Source organism: Bacteroides sp. 2_2_4, assembly GCF_000157055.1.
GTDB classification, from domain to species: Bacteria; Bacteroidota; Bacteroidia; order Bacteroidales; family Bacteroidaceae; genus Bacteroides; species Bacteroides ovatus.
This window is the reverse complement of the sequence record NZ_EQ973365.1, coordinates 76202-101805: the sequence shown is the minus strand read 5'-3', so window position 1 is coordinate 101805 and position 25604 is coordinate 76202. Positions and strand designations below refer to the sequence as shown.

The window sequence follows — 25604 nt, the reverse complement described above, 5'->3', positions numbered from 1 at the left end:
TACCTTAATGGCACCTATCAGCCCCACAATAGCCCCTGCCGCATATATCAACTTGGTGGCGGGGTCAAAATAACCGGTAAGCATGGATGTGGCCTTTGTTATACCGGCACTTCCGTCCCCTTCGGCATAGGCACTCAGGGTGGAAACAGCTATTCATGCGATAAGAGCAACCGTCTTTTTAAAATGTCTTTTCATATACAATCTAATTTTTTAATGTGAATAAAAACCTTGTTTCAAACAAACCGCAGGAAGTTTCCTGCCTGCGGATTTGTCCTTGCAACCACGATGTCTTTTTAGGATCAACCTGAGTCATAGTAACCAATCATAGATACCTCCGTTTTTAAGGGGTTAATCACTCTTTTAATGTTCGCTCCGGTAAAGGGTAAGGATCAACCGGAATCATAGAAGCCTCTCATATATCTATATCTTCCTTTTAACAGGTTATACACTACGTTTCAAGAACCCGTCCTGCCCGGATCAACCGGAGTCAAAGAAATCTATCATGCTTTTTCGTCTTTTTAGGTTATACATTCTGTTTTAAAACTCGCTGCACCCGGATCAACCGGAATCATAATACTGTCTCATATTCCTTACTTGTTCTATTTTATTGGGGCACATGCTCCGTAATATCAAATTCCCGGAGAATGTCGTCCCTATTCTTTCCAGTCAATAAATGGGGTTCACCCCGGTCTACATACAAACGCATATAGCGTTTCAGTTTATCGCTGCTTCCCAAGACGCTCGCCTGCAGTACCCTTTCCATGTTCGTGCCTTCCAGCTTTTGGAAAGTCTGCCGGGCCTGTTCCTGTTCCGCTTCCGTAAGTTCGTCCGATGCCATTGCTTTCTCAATCATATCCATATCGTCAAAGGTGACACCGGTTGCCCGGTGGGGATTGCTCCGCTGTACGTATCCCGTAATCTCGTAGCGTTCGGGAATCTCCTCTTTTTCTTCACCGGAAGAAGGAGAGGGCTCCTGCATATAATCAATTTCAGGATAATTCAGTTTTTGAAAAAGAGCCGGAACTTCCGGGAATTTCGTATTCTTATCAAGGGGTTCGTGTACTCGGAGAACCGGCTCTGTTTTCTTTTCGGGAGTAAAGGTATCACTCTTTTCTATGCCTGATTCAGGCTGTCCGCTATTGTCATCTATTGTCAGTGAATGTCGCATTTGGTATCGGCTTTTGCCTATTATTCCCGCCTGAGACGGAGCAATTGCCGGATGGATGGCGGCAGGTGCAGTCCGACGTTCCTTCTTGTCCTTTCTGCCTCTCCATGTGAAAATGCTGCCTGTATGCACATACTTTTCAATGCTCAGGTAAGAGGCATAGATGAACAGGATAATAAAAAGGTATTCCATGTCCTTATGATTTTAGTGATTGGTAATACTTCTCCAGCACAGCGTTTATCAATCCGCCGTTCTCTTCGAAATGATGTGCCAGCACCTGGTTTACAAAACCGGCTACGGTCACCTCGCCACGTCCCACCGCCCATACCAAGGAAGAGATGCGGCGATGCAGGTCGGCATCGATATGCAATGATTTACGGGATTTGGTCCTGACCGTATTCAGGAAGGATGCCCTGTAAGCGTCGATTTCCCCGGTGGTAAAGACCGGAGCTTCGCTACTCCCGGCAATCTCCTCTGCCGTATCCTCCGGCTTAGGGGATACACTCGTTGCAGGGGAGTCCGGTCGTATCGTCCCTTTCCTGGCGACAATATCCAATATGGCCTTCTCATCAATGCTCCGAGGGTCAAATTTCTTTTTTCCGCTGTCCATAATTCCTTTTATTATAAGGTATGGGAGGCATCCAGATGTGTTACGGCACATAACTCCTCTATCAGTTCACAGAGACCCGAACCTTTTATCTGGCGGTTGTCGGGAGGGAACAGTGTGGAACGGAAGATACTGTTCTTCAGGGAGCTCAACTCCTTGTTATAGCGTTTGGTATCCGGTATCCGTGACTCCAGCAGGTGTAACTCCGCTTTTTGTATGACACGGTTCCAGGACTCGTAGCTTTCTGTCCGTTCACGCTTGTCGACCATGTTCCAGAAAAGATAGATGCCTTTCAGGTTACAGTTGTGCCTGGCAATCAGTTCTTCCTCCACCACCTCGGCAAACTGGAGGGAACTCTGCATGACGACATTATCGGCCTTTAGGGGGATGAAAATGTAATCTATTGCGGAAATGGTATGGACAACCCCTTCGCTGCGGAGGGTTCCCGGAAGGTCGAACAGTACGACATCAAAGACGGCATCCTGCTCTTCGATGTAGCGGTACAGGTCTTCTATCGCTTTCTCCGGATTGCTTTTGATTACCGGATAGGAACGTTTCCGGATTTGTTCATGCTGCCGGTAGAGGGCCACTTTGAGAAAATCACTTTCCTGCACGCTTTCTATGTCCCGGTCACGCATCCGGGAGATGCTGTGCTGGGGGGAGTCGCAATCCACGACACCCACCTTCAAACCTTTCTGGTAGTGAAGGATACTGGCCACCAGAACTGTGAAGGCAGACTTTCCGACTCCTCCTTTCTGGCTGGCAAAGGCAATTAATAACGGTTCTTTTTTCATACGCTTTCTTTATATAATCAGATAAAAATATAATGCTGTAAAACTGTAATGCTTATAATTGTATATCGTTCTACACTGCAAAAGAAAGGAATGCCGGGAAAAGATGAAATACCCTGTCACGGATAGTCATGGATAGTCAGGAATTGACAGGAGGAAACGCCGTCAGGCAGACAGGAAAGGTTGCAATGAAAAAAGAAAAATCCCTGCCTCATCTTTGAAGCAGGGACTAATAATAAAGGAGCGATACCGGTTACCGGACGTAACCGGCGGCTTGCAAGTCCGTCAGGAAATGTTCAGGGGTATCGGTGGCAACTGACACGCCATGCAGCTCCCCGTAACGCCGGGCAAAGTTCTCCATATACTCCTGATCCGTGCAATCATAGTCGAACCGGCTCCCCTCACGGAGCAGCCGGACGAACTCTTCCGGGCTGGCGGCGGTTATCTGACCGCCATCCAGCAAATGATAAGTCTGTATCATACCGCTAACTTTTTAGTTCTAAGTTTAAAAAATAATTTCTGTTTCCCGTCCAGGAAGGGTAACTCCTCCAATGTCATCCGGCTGGGAAGGCTGGATCTTTTCGCAAAGGTAATTAATCCGTTCAAGAACCGGATCCAATTCTCCATCTTTGTGAAATTGGTCGTACCGGAATGCTGGCGGAACTCAACGGTCCGGTGCCTAGAATAAGCCTCAAAATTGACCTTGTGGTATCGGTCATTATTAAAGACCTCCCGCAGGCCGTCTATCGTCCTTACCGATTTGATTCTCTCGTCGGAAACACCGGAGAGGGTTTTGCAGTAGGTATTGTTCCGGCGTGTCCTTGGCATAAAGGCATCAATCAGGTGTTCGAGATGCTTGTAGGTCAAAGTCAGATTCTTCCAGGTGTCCAGATTGAAACCAGCCGCATCCATATGGACATGGAACCCGCAACTGTCATTCACTTTTGCATTACAGATGTCAAGCACCCAGCATACCGTTTCCAGCTCTTTCAGGCCATTCTCACCCACCAGTATCGGGCTGACCAGCTCGAAAGTATTATTTCCCTGCAGGCTGCTGTCCGTCACCAGCTTCCAATGATCCCTGGTCGTGTGGTTATAACCCTCAACGGCAACATGGATACCGGCCTCCCTCAATTCGCGTGCCAGTCTTTCCATATTACAGTTATAGGCTTCAATCTCAATACCGAACTTGTGGGTGAAGGTGTAATCCATCAGGGTGGTTGCTGCCCTGTTCAGCAAGACTCCACCTTCTCTTTCAAGCATTTTCTTCTCAACATTATATACAAAACCATAGTTGCCACGTGTCACCAAATCGGCAATTTCCCTGCGCATCAGGCCCAGACGGAGCAGCTGCTCAATCTTGCTCGTCTTGGTGGTACTCTGTTCTAAGATATTTCTAACTTGTTCGTTCATAGCTTTTTATCCTTTATTATTATACCACTAAGGTAGCATAATAAACCCACATGTCATAGTATTAGAAGCCTTATTGTCAGACTGTTAGCTTAGTTTAGCTAAGGCTAAATACCCTTATTTTATGTATCCGATTATAACATTGCAGCAATCTACAAGGACAGCAATACAGCAATCTACAGTTCAGGGAACCTGTCTTTTTTTCTCATCGTTTCCCCGGTTAGGGAGATTAGATAATTATGCTTATTTTTGTGCATTGAAAACTTAACCCGTAACGAATAGATTATGATGAAATACCTGATTGTGTCCGACATACATGGCTCGTTACCGGCACTGGAACAAGTGCTGGCATTTTACAGGGAGCAGCAATGCGGAATGCTTTGTATTTTGGGAGATATCCTGAATTATGGTCCCCGGAACGGGATACCTCAAGGACTTGACCCGAAAGGGATCGCAGAACGTCTCAATGCGATGGCCGGTGAGATTGTCGCCATCCGTGGAAACTGTGATTCGGAGGTGGACCAGATGCTGCTGGACTTTCCCATCCTGTCCGATTACACCCTGTTGGTGGATAATGGAAAACGTTTCTTTCTCACCCACGGACATATCTACAATGAGGACAGACTGCCGAAGGGAAGGTTCGATTGTCTTTTTTATGGTCACACCCACCGGTGGAAACTTGAACGGACTGAGCATACAGCGGTCTGCAATACCGGCTCCATCACTTTCCCGAAGGACGGGAACATGCCAACATTCGCTATTTACTGTGACGGTACGGTATCCGTTCACCGGCTGGACGGCAGCAGGCTCAAGGAACTTTCTCTCTGATGGGGAATGTATAATAACAGCCTATTATAATTGTAGCCTTTTATAATTGCTTATCCATTATACAAATATAGCAATATCCAAAACGCCAATTATTCAGTTGTCACTGTGTAACATTCCAAGAGACTACAGATATAATAGTATTCGGATTATCCGATTATCAAAATATTCAGTTCTCTGAATATTCAATTATCACGAAAAAGAAGCCATCTGATGTGTCGGATAATCGTAGAATGCTCTACTATTACAGGAAGCTACAGCCTATTCCGCCTCCGGAATATTGGTAAAAAACGCCAACTTTCCTGAAGAAGCAGACCGAAATCGGGAGAGGTTACCATCGGGAGGGAGGCACCAGTCGGGGCAATCTACAGTTCTACTTAAAAACGTTGTCCCCGTAGAGGGGACAGCAAGTTGTGTTTTCGTTTAACGAAAACCGGACGGTTTAACGGCATATTCCGCCGCCAAACCGTTCCTCAGAATATAGCTCCAGAGTCGCAAATTCAGCCAGAAAGAAACTGCATGTTGCAAGAGTTATTTATTGATATCTTCCTTTAAAGACTTGATTCTTTTATTATTAATCATTCTTCCCGGCTTGATTGAACTAAAAATAAAAAATAACTGTTACCCCAATTCCAATTGCAATGAATTTGGTTTTGGCATTTATCATCTTTAGTAGCTGTAATACATCCTTCTAAACTCTTCCCCTTGGTCTTGTTGGTCTGGTAACATGTTTGGATGGTCCCTACCAGAACTTATAGTTAAAGTAAAAACGGAATTGTTTTTTGTAATATCCCTTACAAAAAATAGGAAATCCCAAATTAGATTCTGAATAATTAATTTTAAAGGCATTCTTTATGTCATCTAAAGAATTAAAAAATAGATTGCCATCTCCTTTTGTATCATCAGAAATAAGATATAATGTGATAATTGATTTTTGTAATATTTCTGTGTCTTTAGGGGAAAAACTTTGAAGACTTGACTATATCCTGTATTTTACAGGAAAGTATAAATTTGGACTGTGAACTAGAAATAAATTAGGGGATCTTTTTATTGGGGAGAACGTATGAACTGGTATATATTGGTATTGATAATTGACGTACCAGCTGTGCATCTGTCCATTTTCTATCTCGGTAGCGATATACAAGGTTGGAAGATGAATACAGAAGGGGTTGCACAAATGAGAAGAATTTAGTGGCTATACTGTTTTCGCTGTGCTGTATGCTGGCGGGAAGGATACTCCTTTTGGGAAAGTAGAAAGATAAAAGGCAGTCGGGCACTAGAGATAAAAAGTGAGAGGAGCTCCATAGAACGGAAGCTCTCCTCTTTTATTTTTTTATTTTGTACTAAGTTATAAGATTCCGGCTTGTCACAAGCAAGAATAATATAAGCAGATTTCTGTTTCACAACAGATATCTATGCCGCAAAGATACATGAAATATATATTAACACAATGATTTAACGGGTTTTGTTGGGGAAGCTGTCTGTGACGGGGGAATGGACGCTAAGGTGCTTGACATACTGGAGAACTGCTTCGAGTGGAACAGGGACAGGAAACTGATACGGAAAATAAGGAAAGAGGTGGAGGACTTCGAGCGTTGGACGGAAATGAAGGCGGCAGAAATGCTGCGTGCCAAGAGGCAGCAAAAATAAATCTCATTTATATCATATTATGCAATATACAAAGCTGATAAAATATTCAAAAAAAAATATTTTATCAGCTTTCAAATAATGAATTACTACATAACCTACATTAAGAAGTGCATTAGTATATAGAAAGTAGTGAATATACACTAGTTACGATAAGCCGAGTTTTTTTTACTAAAGATGGTGGCGAAGATTCTTGTTTCATTACTTCTCTGTCATCGAAATATGAAGTTAAAAACATAATTGTCAAAATCAACAAACGTGTATACTGTTTTATAATTAATATAATTAAGGTTAATACTGAATACGTTAAAAGTCAAAAGTGCCATGTTTATAAGAGGACCGGGAAGGTTTATAATAATCCTCACCCGGGGTCTGGGGTTGTATAAAATCTTGTCTGAATATTTCTGTAGGATTATCTGTAATTAAATCTGCATCATGGGTATATATGTTAAAATAGCACTCTGGATCTGTTTTTTGGTTATATGGTCCTTCTCCCACAAAAGAAAATTTGTAAAAACCAATTTTTTCTCCGTCTTTTCTGACTGTAAGGAACCAGACATTACCACTACTTATCGTTTTAAATCTCAATCCGTTTAATGATGAATAAGTTTCCTCTATAAACTGGCCATTCAAATATGTCTGTTTTTTACAAGTAAAAGGTGACTCAAATCTACCACCTTCAGCTGGTAGAATAAAAGGATTCTGTTCCGAATGGATTTTATACACAAATGTCAACTTTCCTTTATCTATAATTAGTGGAATTTTTTCTACTTTTATGCCATTAATAGTAGAGTAAGAAATCTGTAAATCAGCATTCAAAATTTTATCTTCTTTATTAATATTTGAGGTTATATTTAATACTACCTGATCGCCCTCCACTTTTGTTTCTATATCAGAAAAAAGAGTTTTATCAAATTCTACCGAAACATCCCTGGGAATAATCGGAACCTCTGAACTTAAAACATCATCTATTAATGTTTTTTTTATAATCGTAATCGTAATAATACGTTTCTCTCCAAGACAGCTAAACGGTTTGGATGCGTCCTTACTTGTTAATACTTGATACTCTGTTTTTCTATTGTTTTCCTCTTTTTGACAGGATAACAATGCTAAAGAAATAAACAAAAGAATAAATACCTTTCTCATATTAATGCAAATTAGTTACTATAAATAAAAGTAATATTTAATATTGTTGAAACCTCAACATCTGATACAAACTCTTTTGCGGAATCAACAAATTCATTTTTACTATTATAAGATAATTGAACAACAAGTATTTTGTTTTGAGAGCTTTATTTTGACCATTATCTTTTTTATCTTATTGGTATGATTATAAAACATATACTACAATTCTGGAAGAAGAATTGAATGTCCTTATAATGCAAAAGCTTTTTTACTAGATAAAATCAATAATATCATATTGTAAATATAAGGCTAAATCTGTATTTTACAGTTATAAAAAAAAACTTTAAATCTAACAAATAAATTTATATATGTATTATAATCAAATTCTTAAGATTAAAGTATCCGGAATTATCTAACATAAAACTAACATTTATATTTTAAAATAGAATCAGCTCACAAGCTATTTCTAGCTAAGCATTTCCGGTACCGTGAATGATGATTTCGGTCTGGTTACCGGTGCGTCAGTCTTCGTAAAAGGTACAAGCAACGGTTGTATCACCGACTGCATTAGCCAATGTATCTTCCGAAGAAACCTTGGTCATTTCATTCATTGGTTATCAAACACAAGAAGTTCCGGTAAACAATTAGCGGAAGTTTTTCATCAACTTAAGAGAGGGCTCACAACAACTGCAAGAAGTAGTGGTAATGGCAATGGGTTATGGTGATGTCCGCTGCAAACACCTAACAGGTTCTATCGTTAAAGCAGACATCAAGTTATTTGGGGATATTCCTAAAAAAATAAAATGTAAGAGGGTGCACTTCATCTTGAACAAGTATATGACATGCTCGATAAAGCATTTGATAAGTGTGATAACCTTGACGGACTCGTACTTCATTCTGATCAAGGTTAGCAATACCAACACTTCGGATATCGGAAAAGGCTTGAAGAGCATCATATAATTCAAAGTATGTCGAGAAAGGGAAACTGTCTGGACAACTCTATGATGGAGAATTTTTTCAGAATTATGAAATCTGAACTTCTATACGCTGAAAAGTTCGAGTCTCCGGAAGACTTCACAAAGGCTTTGGAAGGATATATAGATTATTATAATAATAAAAGAATTAAGTCCCGGTTAAAAGGAAAGAGTCCAGTACAATACCGAACTCTTTCTATAACTGGATAGTGTTTAACCAGTCCAAATTTTTGGGGTCACTTCATCAGTCGGACACCCTCTTTATTTTTGGAAGGAGGCTATCCCGAACTCGCGTTATAAGTTTAGTTGCCGAACCACTCTATAGCCATGGGATTTCCTATGGTGGTTATCATAGGAATAGGATTAATCTTATCTGTCTGAGGATTGAGATAATAGATGCCTTTTGTTGTCGTTGAAGCATTGGCGATTGCCAAACCGTCTTTATATTTAGACACTAACACGCCATAGCCATTGGACAAATCCAATCCTTCTATTTTCTTCATCTTCTGATTGTATAAATCAAAGACTACAGCTCGGCTCGCTATAGCGCCATGTCCCGTTTCTCCTGGTTTGTAATAACCGGGAATATCAATGTATCCGTAGGCTTTGCCATTGGCTGCATAACAAATTGAAGCGGCAAAACCAGCCACTTTCTCTTCTCCTTCGATAGAAGCTCCGGTTATCGTCCAATGGTATGTTGGATCAAAGTCTGTTTCTCCTTTCTTAATCCGAAGTATGCCGGCCTTATGACCTGCCACCATTCCGAAGTTCCCGAGACAAGAAATGTATATATCGCCTTTTTCATCCATGAATAAAGACTTGGGGTCGATCGGACGTGTGGCTTGAGAAAAACCACTGGTTTTCTCTGAAATCATCTTGACCAACTTGTCCGTCTTGGTGTCAATGACGGCTACATCTGCTTGTTTGTAATTCTCAGGGCTTGTCCAACCTCCCACCATCTGGCTTAGACCAGCAAACACATATCCGTCACGCTCAATCATGATTCCGATGTCCGGATTATTATCTTGAATACCCAAAGAGGTCAGGTTGATCTCTCCTGTCTTCTGCATCGTTTCGGGATTAAATATGTAAATCAGTCCTAGTCCGGCAAGCGATAGATAGGCTTTTGTGGAAGATAGTTTGACAAGATTGTTGGCACTGTTATTGGCAGGCAATTGCAAGCTTCCCTCTCTTTGTAAAATTCCATTCGTGCGACGGTATTTAATCAGTTCGTTTTTGTCCATTGTCAAATGATAGCTTGGGAAGACATAGACTTCCTGACCTATTATCATAGGATAAGAACTGCCAAAGGGAACATTTATACCATTGTTGTTATTGGTAGCCATCGTCTTGCCTAATACAGGCTCATCAATGAGTTGCATATAAACCGTTCCATCCATACCTGTTGCATTGGGTAGGGCTGTTGTTAGGAGAATCTTTCCCGAACCTCCTGCAATAGGATTGTCCGGATCATTCTTGTCACATGAGTTAAGGCACAATGCAGCGAATATCGCTGCTACAAAAAATACATTCTTTTTCATTTCTTTTTTTGTTTAATGATTGTTAATTTGTTACTTAAATACGTATCTGAATCTGATAGTGAAGCTACGTCCGGGTAAAGGACGGTTAAACTCGCTGATCATTTTTGTATCGGTCAGGTTGTTTATTTTTCCCATAATGAAGTAGCGCCCATTGCCAAAGCTTTGCTCAAAGCCTATATTGCACGAGAGGGCTCGAGGTATGCGATGCTGCTGGAATTGGCTTTGTTCGAAGTCGTACAGATATTCTTCCACAAATGAAGCATCGGTGAATATGCGCGTATTCATCCCGCTGCCTCCGAACAGATTTTCTTTGTGAAACTCCAATCCTGCGTTTGCCATCAGATAGGGTATATTGGGCATACGGCTACCTTTGGTAGGGTTGGCAACAGTTGTATTTTGTTCATACTTACGCACATCTCGCAGATCTTGGTAAGTGGCGTTCACATAGCCATAGAGCCACCGTGTCATGTCGGCTTTCACCTCTGCTTCCATACCAAGAGTCCGCATCTCGCCGAAGTTCTGATACTGCGACTGCAAGAATCCGCCCGTAAAGCGAATCATGTCTTTGAGATGCATATAGTATCCGTTCAGTTCAATCTGTAAGTTAGAGGAGGCTTTTCCAGTTAAATCGAATAACATTCCTATGTTGACACTTATATTGCGTTCGGGAGTGAGATTGCCGGCAGGAGCTATCACGTATCCATCACCCAACAGTTCCTCTTCCGATGGAAGCCTTACATCATATCCGAACGAAGCTTTTGCCATCAGACTGGGTGTGATGCGGTAGCGAAGTGCATTGCTGATGCCGAAATCATTCTTGTGTGTGTCTATATCCTCTGCTGTCTTTACCAGGACACTTGCCATCCGCGTTTTCATCGAGTAGTAGTAATACTTGACGTTGAAAGAGTTAAGGAACTTATCGTTCGAGGTGCGATAGTCGTAATTCAAGCCTGCCACCCAACTGAACATATTGCTTGGAAAGTCGGTACGATAACCTATGACCTTGTCCTTCATCCCATCACGAGGGTTGGCATGAGCGTATTTCAGCAAAGAGTTGAAGTTTACCGAATGGTTCTCATTGACAAGATAGTTGAGATTCAATTTGTGCTGCAATTGATGCTTTTCATTCGTCAATAATGAAGCCCATTTGCCGATTTCGCCGCCGAATTCGGAAACTGCCGGATAATGCGTTCCATCCCAATGTGTGCGGTGCGAGGCGGTATCGGCAAAATGATAGTCGGTATAGATATACCCCAGCTGCCAGTCCAAGTCCAGGCCGTCTAAGAGGAAGTTTTCTTTCTCCATCTTATTGGCGAAAATAAAGGCGTTGGAATGGCTGTGTGCATGCCGGATGTTCGATTCTATCCCCTGTATATCTTTGTAAGTATGTATGAAAACGGGTTCAAACTCCACCAAGTCAAACCACCACTTCCGTGCCTTAAAGCTACCGCCGATGACTGTTTTTTTAAACTTGTCGTGATCGCGGGTTATAGTAAGCCCCTCTTGAAAAGGAGACTTCATCTTGTAGTCGTTGTCGGCATAGGTATAAAAACCTCCCAGCCCGAACTCGATTCCTTTTGGGGCAATGTTCATCTTGCTCACAACGGATGCATTGTGCGTATTGAAACTGCCGTAAGAATAGTTCACGTCCAAATATTTAGGCGGATACTCTTTGATGACAATATTGACCGCACCACCTACGGCAGAACCTCCGAACTTGGCAGGGACAACTCCTTTGTATATCTCGATGCGGTCGATCATTTCGACCGGAATATCATTGATGTCGATAAAATCGGAATTGTCGTTCATCGGATTCCCGTCAATGAAAAGCCCGATGCGTTTGCCTTCCAGTCCGCGCACCGATATGCGAGAGGTACTGCCCGTTCCACCCGTGGCACGCACGGTGATTCCGGCGGTTTTTGCCAGAATGTCTTGTACATTGTTAACCGTTCCTTGTATCTGGTTCATGCTGATAACGGATATGGGCATGGCCTGCTCCCGTAACTTACGGGCTTCGCTCTTACCCATCACTACCACCTCGTCCAACGATTTTGCTTCGGCTTTCAGGCGGATGATGATTTTTTTCCCTCTCTCTTTACCCACCGTGAGCTTGCGGGTTTGCGTGTGGTAGCCTATAAACCTTACAGTAAGCGTATAAGTGGCTGCGGGAACATCGGAAAGTAAGAACTCGCCATGCCCGTCTGTCACAATGCCCTTTTTCAGCTCTTCGATGAAGATGGTTGCGCCGGGCAGTGGTTCTTCGCCTGCATTGTCGATGACCACGCCTGCAATCCGTCCTCCACCTGTTTGGGCGGACACGCTGATACCTGTGAGCATCAGCGTGAAAAAGAAAAATAATACTTGCTGCTTCATTGTTTCTTGTTATGAATATTAAAGAGCAGAATCGGGTGCTTCGGGCAAATCTCCGGGATTCGGACTCGGTTTAGCCGATCCGGCCTCGCTTTCACGTATCACCACATGCTGTACGTTTTTTGCCTGATTGCGCATTTCGAGTTTGGGAAAAAACTGAATGCGTGGTGTTTTGAGAGTTTCGGCGGTAACGGCTTTTTCCGTTTCCACGCGTTTCCCGTTGGATACAACCTTAAATGACCCGAGGTTGGCCAGGTCAACGGTTCTGCCGCTGAGCATCTCTTCACGTACGATTTTCGCCAAGGCGGTGATGGCTGACCGCACGTCGGCACGGCTCAGGGCTGTGGCATTGACAATCCGATCCTCTAGCTGCTTGGTGGTAATCTTGTCTTGTGCAATGGGAGAGGCGTAATACATGGTTTTGCCCTTGTGTTTACCGATGCGCATCTCTTCTTTTTTTACGTTGTATAGTAACATGACTTTTGATGTTTTTGATGGTTATACTTTGAATAATTTTGCTGTTCTACTTAAACAGCTTCAGTAAACGGCTTTGATCGCTCCATTGGAACGTCTTTCACCGTTTAACTTAAACGATTCCGATTGCTTAAGTCCGCATTCTCTTTAACTGCTGTCGTATGTCTTCTTCATAATCTTTTCAAATTTTGTTTATGGTTATTAAAATGGTGTGGATCTCAAAAGCAGTATTTAGCCTTTGCCCATACTTCCGAATTGTGCTTATACGGGCCGAACATACCCTCGCTTCCTCCGAACCAGTCGTAGCCTGCCAAGAGGTGGATGTGGTCGTTCAGGGCATAGTCAGCCGTGAAACGGCTGACTATGCCCTTGTGGTTGAGGTCGAAATAGGTGAAGTCGGAAAGCTGTAAGTTGCTGTCCAGTAACTTCTTCGACACGCAGAGCGTAAGGAGCGAATTATGGCGGGGCTGTGCGACGTAGCTTTCGTACTTGAAAATACTCTCGGAAGAGAACTGAGCCATCACTGTCCATTCATGAGGGGCATACCAGTCGGCCCCCACCAACCAATTGATGGTGTTGAATCCTTTTTGAGGGGTGGAGGCGGCTTGCTGTATGTAGCTGAAATGCTTCCCGAGGTTGAAGGCCGCTTCGCCGCGCAGCACGAACTGTCCCAAGGGCTTTGAGACATCGCCTCCGACGAATCCCATGCGGTAGTATCGGGGCGAAACCGTAAGTTGGGAGCCCGATGGTTTGTACTCGATGACGGGCATCTTGTTCCACGTATGCAGCGCGGCAAGCGAGAAGTCTACCCCCGGCAGGGCGAAAGAGAGCCTGCCCCCGTATTCTACGTTGGAGAGGCGTAGCTCGGGGCGGCTTCCCTCCGCGTCCCAGACAAGGGACCGGGGTGTTTCTTTAGGCAACACGCTCCACGGATTGGCGGCATCGGTGGGCAGCTTGTATCCTTCGAAAGTGGGAACGGCAAGCAGTTCGAGCTTTATCTTGTCGTTGAAGACGAAGAACCGCAGGGCATTGACGGGCATGCGGATGTCGTCGTAGTCTTGCGCCAAGAACTCGGTCATATCCATGGGGGAGACGAGGTCGGTGATACGTACGCCTTCGGCCGCACCCCAGATGACAAGTTGTCGCCCGAGACGAAAGCCCCAGTGCTCCTGCCGATGGTCAAGGTATGCTTCCCGCAGTTCAAAGCCGGTGCGCTCTTTCAGCAAGGCGTTGTAGGTAGCGTTGAACGAGACGAAGAGCGAAGAGCCTGCGAAGTTTTTGCCGACCTCGCCCCTGAGTCGGGTACGGGAAGACATCCAATCGTTCGGCTTTTCGGAGCGGAAGGCGTGGTAGGTGTCGACAAGGCCTTTGAGCTGCCACGACGATTCGCCCGCTCCTTGTCCCCAAACTCCATGCACGGGGCAAAACAGAAAGACCGAGAGGCAAAGCCCCGCGGAAAGACGATTGAACGCTTTCATCAGAACCTGCCTTTCTCTAACGTGGTCACGTTAAACTTGCTCTCCTCCATGGGAATGTTGTACGTCGGATTCTTGATTTCGAGAACCGTCTGATGCTCGGTTTGCACGTTGGTCATGTGCATCTTCCGGGCTACCCAGAAGCCCTCTACCTTGGCAATATCCGACATCTCGAGACGACGGTGTAGCTTGCCCATCTTGTCGTAATATTCCACCCTGACAGGTATCAGACAGTCCTGACGTATCAGGGCCGTTTTCCTGGAGTAAATATCACGCTTGTCCTTAGGCAAGGATTCCAGTTTCCAGCACTTCTGTCCGTCGACGGTTTCTTCGCCCAGGAGCGTGTGCGTATCCTCGTCCACGTTGCGGCTGCCCATGTCGTCGTAGGTAAAGTCGCTACCCATAAAGTAGTCTTGCTTGGCAGACGAACCGCTGATACGGCGCGTTTTCTTTATGGCGGGCAGATAGAGCCATTTGTCATCGTCCTTGTTTAGCTCATCATAATCCCACGTCAAGAAGCCCGTCCCCTTTACATCGCCGGGATATTGGAAGAACATGATGCTCTTGCGGTCTTTCTTTTCTTTGCCCACATCGATGGAGTAGGAAATGAGCTTGCGTTCGCGCACCGCTCCGCGTTTGTTGATTAACGTCATAACCATTTCAGACCGACGGGTATCGCCGTCGGGACGGTCTTTTACCTTTTGGGCAATCTCTCTGCCCGTTTGTGCGCATGTTGTGGCAGCGAACCCCACCACAAGCATGGCTACTACTGCGATTGATCTCTTCATTTGTCCTTTTTCTTTATAATTGATTCTGATTGATTCGATTTATATTCCGGTCTCCTTCTGCCGTGCTACCATGCGGGCAAATTCGCCGTTTCGGGCAAGCAGTTCGTCGGGTGCTCCTTGTTCTGCGACGGTTCCGTCTTTCAGCACCACGATATGATGAGCGTTGGCAACGGTGCGCATACGGTGTGCGATGATGACGACGGTCTTGTTCTTGATCAACTCCGATATACCGGCCTGTATCAACGTTTCGTTCTCTACGTCCAGACTTGCCGTTGCTTCGTCCAAGAGGATGACAGGAGCATCTTTGAGAAGCGCACGGGCAATGGATATGCGTTGGCGTTCGCCTCCCGATAGCGATTCTCCGTTTTCGCCTATCAAGGTGTCGTAACCGTTGGGCAGCCGGGCGATGAACTCATCGCAACGGGCAAGACGTGCTACCGCTTTCACCTCTTCCTCGGTAGCGTCTTTCTTCCCGATTTTGATGTTGTCCATGACGGAAGCGTTGAAAAGCAACACGTCCTGAAAGACTACGGCATAGTTTTTCAAGAGCATTTCGGGATCTATTTTTGAGATGTCCCGTCCGCCAAGTGTGATCTTTCCGCCATGAATATCCCAAAAGCGGGCAGCTAATTTTGCCGAAGTGCTTTTGCCTCCCCCCGAAGGTCCCACAAGTGCCGTTACTTTGCCTTGCTTGGCAGTGAAAGAGACGTTGCGCAGCACCTGCTTGCTTGTCTCGTAAGCAAAATCGACCTTGTCAAAACAGATGTCGTAACCCTCTACCGTGCAATCCTCATCGCCTTGCTGTGCGGGCATGTCGTTCATCTCACGTATGCGGTCGATACGCACATCGAGTAGTATCAGTGTCGCCATATGGTTGAACACGTCCATGATGGGGTTGTAGATGCTGGCTACAACGAGCAGGAAGACCAAGTAAGTGAACATGTCGATGCTGCCCAAACCAAGTAAATAAGCTCCCGCAATGATAACGCTTGCCAAACCAAGTTTCAGGATAGACTGTGCACTGCCCACAAGCCCCGCTCCGAGAAATTCGCCTCGCTGCAGAGTGGCTTCATATATCTCGAGCTGTTTGTCTAAACGGTCGCAATAGGCTGCCTCTCCGTTGTACGATTTAATCTCCTGCGCCGCTTCAAGCCCTTCCTGTATCAGCTCGGTCGTATCACGCCTTACGTGATAGTACTCCTTATTAGCTTTATCCATAAGCCTTTTTCCTAAGAAGATGACCGTTGTCGCTACCGGTACGACCCCAAAGAGAGCAAGGGCCAGTTGCCAGTTGTAGAAGAACATCCCGGTGGCAATCAAGATAATGCTGATGACAGAGGCGAAGAGTTGTGGAACTGTATGAGAGAAGAGGGTTTCCAACATGTTACAATCCTCCATCATCGTAGCGGTGAGATCCGAAAGATTCTTTTCTCCGAAGAAAGCCAAAGGCAATTTACGCAGCTTCTCGGCAATGCCAATACGACGGTTGGCACTCTCGGTATAGATTTTCGTGTAGGTGCTCTTGTACTGTATCATCGCAATCACAAAGAGTACCGTCATAAAACAGAGAGCCGTCAGCACGTAGTACCAGAGCCCGTGCGTCGTGCTGTTCCCGGCTTGGATAACAGGGTGCAGGTAATCGGTGATGAACAGAAAGATGAAGATTACCGGCAGCATCAGTGCCAGGTTGAGAAAAAGAGAAGCTATAACCCCTTTTATAAAGGTCTTTGCCCCGTCTTCCGATAAGGTGAATCTGTGTTGAAAATATTTACTAATATTCATAATGTTGTCTCCTGAGGTTTATACCGTCCATGTCACGGTTCGTTGATATTCATTCCACATGCTGTTATAGATGCCGTTTCGGGCTATCAACTCGCTGTGTGTGCCTTCTTCGGCAATCTTGCCTTGTGCTATCACCAGTATCTTGTCGGCATCCTGTACGCTAGTCAGATGATGGGCGATCATCAACACTGTCTTTCCTTTTCTCAGCTCGTGCAGGGCTTTTTGTATCAGGTGTTCGTTTTCGGGGTCGGCAAAAGCTGTTGCTTCGTCCAGGACAACAATCGGCGCATCTTTCAAGATGGCCCGGGCCAAGACAATGCGTTGCTGTTCCCCTCCCGAAAGGAATGTTCCATCTACTCCTATCTTCGTGTTCAATCCGTTGGGTAGCCGGTCGATGATCTCCCGACTTTGGGAAAGGTCTATGGCACGTTGCACGGCTTCATCACTCGCTGCCGGATTACCGTATTTGATGTTCTCCAGCAAAGAGGTCTTGAAGAGTTTTGTATTCTGGAAGACGAAAGCGATGTGGTTCATCAGGTTGTCTTTGGCAATGTTTTTCACATTTATTCCGCCAATCGTCACACTACCTGCTGATACGTCCCAAAAGCGGGGAATGAGTTGGGCAATGGTGGTCTTCCCTCCTCCCGATTGCCCCACAAGGGCAAAAGTCTTCCCTTCGGGGAGGTGGAAGCTGATACCGTCTACGGCATTTTGACCGGCATTGGGATAGGCAAACGAAACGTTCTCGAATGTCACATCGCAAGCGGTGATTTTCTCCGGATTTTCGGCTATTGGGAGTGGTTCGCTACTCGTCAGGTTTTCCACCCGGCTTATGGCTTGATCTGCCAGAAACATATCTTGTTGCAGATACATCACTTTCATCACATTGGTTGCTATCACCGGAGTAATCAGCACATACAGGAACATATCGGTGATGATGGGGGCAATGTTTTCGCTTTTGTTGCCGATAAGCAATATGACTACGGGGACAAGTAGGAAAGCAAAGCTATTGATGGCCACCGTGTAGAGTGACATCGGCTTTTGCCAACCCAGCGTGTATTTGGTAACTAAATCCCGGTAGGCGATGATGCTGTCGTAAAAACGTTTGAAAGAGAATATCGTTTGCTGGAACACTTTCACCACCGAAATACCACGTACGTATTCCACCGCTTCGCTGCTCATATGCTCTTGTGCTCCGAGGTATTCATTTTGGAACGCCTTCTGAGCAGTTGTATTCATCCGTGTCATGATGAAGACAGCCGCCGTGAGGGGGATCAGGCACGCCAGACCAAGTTGCCAGTTGAAGACGAAGATCAATATTATAACCGACAGCGGGGCTATAAAACTCCCCGCCAGGTCGGGCAAGAGATGTGCGACAAACGTGTGGGTTTCAGAAGCATTTTCATCAATAATCTTACGCATCTGTCCGCTGGTATTCCGGTCGAAGAAGCCAAGCGGCATCTGCATGATTTTTCTCATAGCCGTACGTCGCATATTGGTTTCTACCCGGAACGCCGCTAAGTGCAAAAGCATCAGCCCGGCAAAGTAAATGACAAGGCCGGCAACGGCTGTGCCTACCGCCCACCATGCATAGACGTTGATAGGGATTCCTGAGGCAACGCTGCCAGTCAATAGTAGCGAGCGTACGATAAGCCAAATGAAGATGAACGGCATAAGCGAGAGCAGACCGCTTAATCCCGACAGTGTCAGGGCTATGGGCATAAGCACCTTGCGTTTGCCCATGTAAAATTGAAGTTTCTTTAATGTATTCATATTAATTGATTGTTTCATTGGTTTCTATCTCTTTCCCGAATAACCGGAACTTTTGGAATAACACGGGTGTAACGCAGAGGTCGGCCACGAGTGCCGATACGATACCCGCTACGGAGAGCAGACCCATGTGTATAAAAGAGAGGCCTTCGGAAGTCATGTAAATAGCGAAGTTCGCACATATCACGACACTGGTCAGAATGATTGGTGTCCCGATCGTACGGAACGAGCGGAGAATGGCATCCCGATAATTACCTCGACGGTCGAACTCCAAATGCCCGTGGTTGATGAAGTGAATGGTGTCGTCGACAGCCAAACCGAGGATCATCGGCATAATGGTTGCGGTCATCATATCCAACGGGTAGCCCAGCCATCCCATCAGTCCGCCGACCACCAAAGCCGGAGTGATATTGGGTATCAAACCGATAAGCCCGATGCGTACACTGCCAAAGACCAACATCATTAGGATGCCGATAATAAGGAGAGAGATGGCAAATGAAACCATCTGCCCGCGAGCCACGTACTGCATCATCACGGTAAATTGCGGAATACTACCCACTGTAGTGACAGAAGCTTCGGGGAAGAGCCTGGCGGCATTGGCTGCAATATCGTTCAACTCTCGTTCTACCTCGCCGGAGTCAAAACTGCTGATCTCCACCATCAGGCGCAAACGTCGATAGTCGTAATCGATCCAATATTCCGCTTCGCTACCGCCTGCATTCTCGTAAAGGAGCAGCAGTTGTGCCACCTCTTCCGGATTCGTCGGAATACGATAATAAGCCGCATCTCCTTCGTGCAGGGTTTGATTCAGGTCTTTTAGGATATTCAGCACTGTAGTCGTTCGCTTGGTTAGCTTATAGCCTTCGGCCTTTTGTGCCAGAGAGTCTAAGCGTACAAGCATTGCCGGCGATTTTGTCAAGCCGTCTTCGGGCAGGTCTATCATGACGTCGTAGGTGTAGATGGATCCCAGTTCGCTTTCACCTACTTCCAGCAGATTGTTTACATAGGCTATTTTACGTCCCATGGTGCGTTCTATGTCAAAGGCGGTCTCTATCTTGGTGAATTGATAAATGAGTGCTGCGGTAAGCAGCCCTGCAATCCATAGGATCAATGTGCCATGCCGGAGTACGCTTTCTCCCAAACGCCCCAGTTGATGGTCGAGCCACCGTCCGCCGGTTTCCTGCACTTTGGGATGAGGTTTGCCGTTCTTGCCAAAACTCAACAGCACGGGCATCAGTGTAATGGCAATGAAGAAAGCCAGCATCACGCACGAGGAGGTAGCGATACCAATGAACCGCATGGGCTGCATCGGAATAGCGAGAAACGACAGCAGGGCGGCAAAGGTGGTGAGTGCACTGAACAACACAGGCCAGCCCATTTCACCCACGGTCTCTTCTACGGCTCGTCGACGTTCTCCGTGTAGAAGGAATTGCCGTTTGAAATAGGAAAAGATATGTATGTTATAGGCTATCGAGACGGCAAACGCCAACAGCATAGGTATCATCATCATACCGCTGTCTATCGTCATGCCGACATATCCCAACAGTCCATACACAATCACAATTGAGCCTGCCGCCGTGATAAGTGGAACGACAACGCCCCGTAGGGAGCGTGTTATGAGTAACAAAATAAGAATGGAAACGAGTGCGGCAATGCCCATCACACGGGGCATCTCTTTGCCAATCCATTTCATCTTCATGGCGGTAACGTAGGGCAAGCCTGTGCCTTTGGGATGGAGCTTTTGGTATTTGTCTTTAGTGATGATATGCTCCAGCTCATTCCCCGTTAGCACTTCAGGAGAAACGGCATTCTTACCTTTATTCCACACTGAATCTTTAGGAAAGGTACGCAACTTGAGAATAATCCACGAGAGCGTACCATCTTTGGAGACAAGCCGCTCGGCAATATGTGGCTTCATATAGGCTTTGCGACGTATCGTTTCCAGACTTGCCGCATCAGTGGGAATAAGGTCAGGCACTATCTGCTCGATAGTCATTCCTTCTTCATTCCCTACCATAAATTCGATGTCAGTGAGCGAAGTGATTTTGTCGGCGTATGAAATGCTATCCATCATTTCGTTCGTGAGTTCGCGGATGAGCTCTAAGTTCTCTTTCATAAACGAATTGTCGCATTGGGTCAGTACGGCGGCAAAATTGTCATTGCCGAATATATCCTTGAATTCTTTGGTCTTGACAAGCATCGGGTCGTCTTCGAGGAAGTAGTCTTCCCACGAAGCACTCACCTTGAAATATCTTAACCCTGTAAATCCTATGGCGAAGACGAGGATAAACAAGCTTAGTACAAGCCATCGTTTTTGTACCATCCATCTGCCCTGACGGGCAAACCAGTCATTGATTCTTTCTATTTTCATATCGTTTGTTATTGGTAAGTTCATTCATTTCAACACATTCAGCAGCGTGACGAGAAATAGCTTTCCACTTTGGGGCTACATATGATAATGGTGACAATGTGCGTGGACACAAGAATGCTCTTTGTGGGCATCATGCACGTGACAACGGCAGGAGTGAGAAGTGTTCATATTCTTTCTTTTTTTTACTTATGTTTTTTATATTACTTAGTCTTGCTAACACAACATCAGCAGGTTGAGTGCCATAACCGCCATGCCTGCTACCAAACCATAGATAGTATGATGGTGCTTACCGTATTCTTCGGCAGCGGGTAGTAACTCATCAAGCGAGATAAATACCATGATACCGGCAATCATCCCGAAAATAACGCCGAAAACATGGTCATTGAGGAATGGTGCCAAGATAAGATAGCCGATGACGGCTCCTACCGGCTCGGCCAATCCCGATAGAAATGAAAGCCAAAAGGCCCGTTTACGATTACCTGTAGCATAATAGATCGGAACGGAGACGGAAATGCCTTCGGGTATATTATGTATGGCGATGGCACAGGCAATAGGTATAGCAATGTTTATATCCTTCAATGCTGCAAGAAACGTAACCATACCTTCCGGGAAATTGTGTATTGCCAGCACCAAGGCTGTCACTACATCGACGCGTAATAATTGAGGCTTTATTTCAGTCTTTCGTTCTTCCTTTAAGCTCATTTCTTCCACCCGATGCATTTCGTGTGGATTTTCGTAGTGAGGAATTAGCTTATCAATAAGTAGAATCAATACGATTCCCCCGAAAAAAGAAAGTGTGGAATGAAGAGTTCCGTCGTCCTTGCCATGTATATTGGCAAGAGTCTGCAAAGAAGAGGCAAACAGATTGGCGAAAGACATATAAATCATTACTGCTGTTGAAAATCCCAATGAAAGAGAAAGGAATGAAGTATTGGTGCGCTTAGCAAAAAATGCAATCGCACTGCCTATCCCTGTGGATATACCGGCAAACGATGTTAGGAAAAATGCTATAAGTACTGGTTGAGACATGGCTATGATGGATTGGAAGTTAGTGCGTCAAAAGAGAACAAAAGTTTGTTTTGTTCAGAAGCAAAGCGAGCCGCTCTTTGCAGGCGGCTCGCTCGGTAGGAGAAACAGTTAGATTTAGAAATAAGACGTTTCATGCTTTTGGCAACTAAGTTTAGTTCGGTCAGTCTGCGGATGTACGATGTTGGTACTTTGATCTTTCGTCCCAATAATTTCTTTGGGCAAAACCTTTCCGATACGGGAGACTGCCCTGCTTTGCGTAACCCATGACTCCTCGCAGAAGAAAAGCCCGTTGACTCCTTGTACGAGTGTTAATTCGTCGTTGCTGATGATGTTGATGATACTCATATGCTGATTATTATTTAGTGATTCTTCTGGAATGACTCGGCGTTCCAACTCCTGCATCAAACGAAACGCTGCCTGACAAGATTGCAGCATCTGTCCATGCAGGCTATAGGTGTGGAGTCGAGCAGAAGGTAGCTGATGCCTATTGTCTCGGAATCAAATACAAAAGAGATTCGATTGTTTACAATCGTACAATCATTTCCGCAAGGCTTGCATTGCAGACAAGACGAGAAACGGATGTTTTGATTAGTTATCTCTTGACAGACAGGATGTTTCAATAGTTCTGCCTTCATCTTTCATTCTTTACATTCATGAGTTTCTTCCATCCTCCCGTGCTAAAGCGAATATACTCACTGATGAAACACTCTATCTCTTCGCAGGAAAGTTCCTTATGTTGCACCACCTCTTTCATCATATTAATCCACCAAGAGCAGGTGAAGTGCATGAAGAACGGAGAAATATCGGTATGTAGTTCCGGATGGAGTCTTCTCATCTTTTCCATATATTCCATCCCTATTGTGGCACTCTTCTCAATCCACTCTTCCAAATAATCTTTGAGGCGAGAATGCTGCGTAGAGAAAAACAGCAAATTTAATTCACTTCGGTAACGAGTTATAATGCCCATAAGCTCCTGCAAAGATGCACGATGATATTCATCTGAGATAAATATGTCAAGGGAGAAATTCTCCGGTCGGTTGTGATCTTCCAGCATCCTGTACATAGCAGCCAAAAGAGGACGCAACACATCAACCAGTAAATCGTCCTTACAGGGATAGTAATTGTATATATTGCTCAGACCAATGCCCGACAACTTAGAAATCTCACGCATAGACACCGACTTGAAGCCCTTTTCGAAAAAAGCTTTCTGCGCTGTTTCCAGCAATAGCTTACGTATATAATCCTTCGTTGTTTGCATAGGTCAGAACATAATTCTTTATTTTATAACGCAAAATTAGTCACATATTTTTTCGGTTGCAATACCTTAAAATGATGATTTTTTTACTTACCATTCCCCATTTATGGTAATTCAGCAAATGAAATTTATAACTTTCAATATGCTACTCCTAATCATATCAAAGCTACAAATACTCACTTATTTACAATCTCTAGCACTCACTTTTTTTTGTTTACTTTTGTCTGTAAACCGCTACTGACGTCATTAAATACATAGTAATATGAGCAAAAAAATCAAAGACCAAGAAGTTCTTTTGGTCAAAGATCAGAAGGACGATAGCCTCCGAGCCGTAGTCGGAGCAGATGGGAAAAGCGGACTGAAGTTGCATTCTTTCAAAGTCTCCTTTGAGAGTGTCGTTGCCAGCGTGCATGTATACCAATAGACGATTACTCACTACCAATATAAGGAAAAGTTGCATGCAAATGAAATTTATCATACGCCATGCAACTTTGGAGCCAATTCATAAGAAGAGGAGCTAACGGAGAAAAAGAACTTTTTCAGTGCCCTCAGATTTCGGGCTTCCTTTTTTATTTACCTTCAACAACTCCAAATATTCTTATTACATCAATCTTCGATAGTACATACACTTACACGGTTCCAATCCGGTTCGGTAAACATGTCACCTACTCCCTGATCTTCGGCAGTAATACGAGACGTATTAATCTTGTATTTATTAACAAGGATTGTTTTTACAGCTTCTGCACGTGCGGTAGCAATTTTTGCGTTGATCTCAACATTGCCTTCTGGAGAAGCGTACCCTTTAATAATGACTTTTGAATCGGGATATTTCTTCATGTAGGAGGCTACACGTTCCACATTTGGTAGCTGTGATGCATCCACTGATGAGCGACCTTGTCTGAAAGTAATGATAGATTCCGGAACGCGGGCAGTCTTGACTACTGTTTCAATGGGAACGACCTTTGTACGACATTCTTCCAACTCTTTATGCAAACCGCTAATTCTTTGGTTAGCATTGTTTAGTTCTCTGTCACGACTGCCCACCTGTTCGCGAAGTGCATTAATAGCAACATTCAAATCATCAATTTCGCTCTGATTGTAGACTTTTACTTTAGTAAAGTAATGATTCCCAGTACTCATCTTGAAGTGATAAGTCAATCCGGCAGTCAGTTCAAATGTTGCATTGTTTGCATTGAAACGACTCTTTGCCTGATTAAAATCACCTTGCATATCATATACGATAGCGGGCTTAATTCCCAATGTCCATGCTTTTGTTTCACCGAGGTTGAAATTAAGATTCAATCCGAGACGGGTAGACCATGAATTGTCATCTCCTTTACCATTTACATAATAATGCAACCACCCCATTCCGGCAATAGCTTCTATCTCAAACAAACGAGGTTTGCCCCGATAGCTTGCAAATAGATTTATTAAGTTAATTTTACTTAACAAGCTGACATCTAAAACATCAAAAGCTGTTTTACTCGGAGTTGTATTGATATATCCCATTCCCTGAAATTCCAAACCGAAAACTAGGAGTTAATTGTTTGGATATTCCAACTCCGAAACCGGGACGCATCCCTTTAAAGAAAGAGGCGTGAGTGAGAGGGGTAACTGCTCCTGCATTCACTCCTACAGACCAATTGTCCATAAACTTTGTTCCTTCTACAACTGATTGGGCATTTACAATAAATGTTCCCAAAGTAAAAACTAATAAAATAGCAATTTTCTTCATAATCTATTGTTTTATTTTTTTCGAATGCAAAAGTAAAAAGATTGCAGAGCTTTTTAGTTGTAGGACAAAAGAATAAATCTAATACATTGATTTTTATTTTACTTATAATCAGTAGTTTGCAAAAATGGTTCAATTAATAATCTAACACATATCTAACACCCTTGATAAAATTCAAAAAAGCACTTACACTTACACCTTTAGGGTAGTCAAGTTTATTTTTTAACAACAACGAGTGAACTGATACTTTTACTCTGAATAGCAATAACTTACTGCTATTTTGTACTATTACGATTATACATATTATATAATATGCTAATAAGCAATTATATATTGTTAGGCCCAATAAAAAATATATATAAATAGCGAGCTATAATCATATAAGTTAAAGAATAATTTATATTGGTAAAATATTCCTAATCGCCCATGCAAAAAATAAAACACATTATTATATTCGCAATATGAAATGTAAG

The 25604-nt window shown here is 44.3% G+C and carries 23 protein-coding genes and 1 pseudogene; 4 read left to right on the top strand and 20 right to left on the bottom strand.

Annotated features, from left to right (window positions below):
• The 6 genes from BSCG_RS28965 to BSCG_RS06860 all read right to left on the bottom strand — a co-directional run.
• Positions 1-153: DUF4134 family protein (locus tag BSCG_RS28965; protein WP_175285334.1), on the bottom strand; the 153-nt coding region annotated here is incomplete at its 3' end.
• Positions 154-604: 451 nt separating this feature from the next.
• Entirely contained in the window at positions 605-1357 is a 753-nt protein-coding gene (locus BSCG_RS06840) for a hypothetical protein (RefSeq protein WP_004309898.1), read from the bottom strand.
• Between the two features lie 4 nt (positions 1358-1361).
• Entirely contained in the window at positions 1362-1775 is a 414-nt protein-coding gene (locus tag BSCG_RS06845) for a DUF3408 domain-containing protein (protein ID WP_004309899.1), read from the bottom strand.
• An 11-nt stretch (positions 1776-1786) separates the two neighbouring features.
• A complete protein-coding gene (locus BSCG_RS06850; RefSeq protein WP_008776844.1) occupies positions 1787-2566 on the bottom strand; it encodes a ParA family protein in 780 nt (259 codons plus the stop codon).
• Positions 2567-2816: 250 nt separating this feature from the next.
• Positions 2817-3044 carry a hypothetical protein gene (locus BSCG_RS06855; RefSeq protein WP_004309901.1) on the bottom strand — a complete coding sequence of 76 codons (228 nt, stop codon included), beginning with the start codon at positions 3042-3044 and terminating at the stop codon, positions 2817-2819.
• On the bottom strand, positions 3041-3976 hold the full coding sequence (locus BSCG_RS06860; protein WP_005680110.1) for an amidoligase family protein: 936 nt from the start codon (positions 3974-3976) through the stop codon (positions 3041-3043). The genes BSCG_RS06855 and BSCG_RS06860 overlap by 4 nt, the downstream gene beginning before the upstream one ends.
• A gap of 285 nt (positions 3977-4261) precedes the next feature.
• Between BSCG_RS06860 and yfcE the strand changes: the two genes are divergently transcribed.
• Positions 4262-4801 (top strand): phosphodiesterase, encoded by a 540-nt coding sequence (gene yfcE / locus BSCG_RS06865; protein WP_004309903.1) that lies wholly within the window; start codon positions 4262-4264, stop codon positions 4799-4801.
• Positions 4802-6292: 1491 nt separating this feature from the next.
• Complete coding sequence (locus BSCG_RS30075; RefSeq protein WP_004309904.1) at positions 6293-6448, top strand: hypothetical protein; 156 nt, start codon at positions 6293-6295, stop codon at positions 6446-6448.
• Between the two features lie 303 nt (positions 6449-6751).
• On the opposite strand, the gene BSCG_RS06870 is transcribed toward BSCG_RS30075, so the two are convergent.
• On the bottom strand, positions 6752-7591 hold the full coding sequence (locus tag BSCG_RS06870; RefSeq protein WP_004309905.1) for a hypothetical protein: 840 nt from the start codon (positions 7589-7591) through the stop codon (positions 6752-6754).
• A 947-nt stretch (positions 7592-8538) separates the two neighbouring features.
• Between BSCG_RS06870 and BSCG_RS28945 the strand changes: the two genes are divergently transcribed.
• Positions 8539-8754, top strand: coding sequence for an IS3 family transposase (locus tag BSCG_RS28945; RefSeq protein ID WP_004312979.1), 216 nt, complete (start codon positions 8539-8541; stop codon positions 8752-8754).
• A gap of 92 nt (positions 8755-8846) precedes the next feature.
• On the opposite strand, the gene BSCG_RS06875 is transcribed toward BSCG_RS28945, so the two are convergent.
• The 12 genes from BSCG_RS06875 to BSCG_RS06920 all read right to left on the bottom strand — a co-directional run bounded on the left by BSCG_RS06875 (position 8847) and on the right by BSCG_RS06920 (position 23402).
• Positions 8847-10085 (bottom strand): DUF5074 domain-containing protein, encoded by a 1239-nt coding sequence (locus BSCG_RS06875; RefSeq protein WP_004309907.1) that lies wholly within the window; start codon positions 10083-10085, stop codon positions 8847-8849.
• A 30-nt stretch (positions 10086-10115) separates the two neighbouring features.
• Entirely contained in the window at positions 10116-12458 is a 2343-nt protein-coding gene (locus BSCG_RS06880) for a TonB-dependent receptor (protein ID WP_004309908.1), read from the bottom strand.
• 18 nt (positions 12459-12476) lie between these two features.
• Positions 12477-12932 carry an HU family DNA-binding protein gene (locus tag BSCG_RS06885; protein WP_004318713.1) on the bottom strand — a complete coding sequence of 152 codons (456 nt, stop codon included), beginning with the start codon at positions 12930-12932 and terminating at the stop codon, positions 12477-12479.
• A gap of 215 nt (positions 12933-13147) precedes the next feature.
• Complete coding sequence (locus tag BSCG_RS06890; RefSeq protein WP_032849674.1) at positions 13148-14407, bottom strand: DUF1302 family protein; 1260 nt, start codon at positions 14405-14407, stop codon at positions 13148-13150.
• Positions 14407-15192, bottom strand: a complete 786-nt coding sequence (locus tag BSCG_RS06895; RefSeq protein WP_004309911.1) for an outer membrane lipoprotein-sorting protein — start codon at positions 15190-15192, stop codon at positions 14407-14409. Before BSCG_RS06895 ends, BSCG_RS06890 begins: the two co-directional genes overlap by 1 nt.
• A 39-nt stretch (positions 15193-15231) precedes the next feature.
• Positions 15232-16974 (bottom strand): ABC transporter ATP-binding protein, encoded by a 1743-nt coding sequence (locus BSCG_RS06900; RefSeq protein WP_008776839.1) that lies wholly within the window; start codon positions 16972-16974, stop codon positions 15232-15234.
• Between the two features lie 18 nt (positions 16975-16992).
• Positions 16993-18747 (bottom strand): ABC transporter ATP-binding protein, encoded by a 1755-nt coding sequence (locus BSCG_RS06905; protein ID WP_004309913.1) that lies wholly within the window; start codon positions 18745-18747, stop codon positions 16993-16995.
• Between the two features lies 1 nt (position 18748).
• Positions 18749-21115 carry an efflux RND transporter permease subunit gene (locus BSCG_RS06910; protein ID WP_032849673.1) on the bottom strand — a complete coding sequence of 789 codons (2367 nt, stop codon included), beginning with the start codon at positions 21113-21115 and terminating at the stop codon, positions 18749-18751.
• Positions 21116-21328: 213 nt separating this feature from the next.
• On the bottom strand, positions 21329-22144 hold the full coding sequence (gene zupT, locus BSCG_RS06915) for a zinc transporter ZupT (protein ID WP_004309915.1): 816 nt from the start codon (positions 22142-22144) through the stop codon (positions 21329-21331).
• Between the two features lie 114 nt (positions 22145-22258).
• Positions 22259-22489, bottom strand: a complete 231-nt coding sequence (locus BSCG_RS0127760; RefSeq protein WP_004309916.1) for a hypothetical protein — start codon at positions 22487-22489, stop codon at positions 22259-22261.
• 56 nt (positions 22490-22545) lie between these two features.
• Positions 22546-22779 (bottom strand): hypothetical protein, encoded by a 234-nt coding sequence (locus BSCG_RS28940; RefSeq protein ID WP_004318707.1) that lies wholly within the window; start codon positions 22777-22779, stop codon positions 22546-22548.
• Positions 22776-23402: a TetR/AcrR family transcriptional regulator gene (locus BSCG_RS06920; protein ID WP_004309917.1), complete on the bottom strand. Its 627-nt coding sequence runs from the start codon at positions 23400-23402 to the stop codon at positions 22776-22778. The genes BSCG_RS28940 and BSCG_RS06920 overlap by 4 nt, the downstream gene beginning before the upstream one ends.
• A 259-nt stretch (positions 23403-23661) precedes the next feature.
• On the opposite strand from BSCG_RS06920, the gene BSCG_RS30070 reads away from it, so the two are divergent.
• Complete coding sequence (locus tag BSCG_RS30070; protein ID WP_004318703.1) at positions 23662-23823, top strand: hypothetical protein; 162 nt, start codon at positions 23662-23664, stop codon at positions 23821-23823.
• A 182-nt stretch (positions 23824-24005) separates the two neighbouring features.
• Here the strand turns inward: BSCG_RS30070 and BSCG_RS0127755 are convergent.
• Positions 24006-25134: pseudogene (locus BSCG_RS0127755) on the bottom strand (OmpA family protein).
• Positions 25135-25604 lie beyond the last annotated feature (470 nt).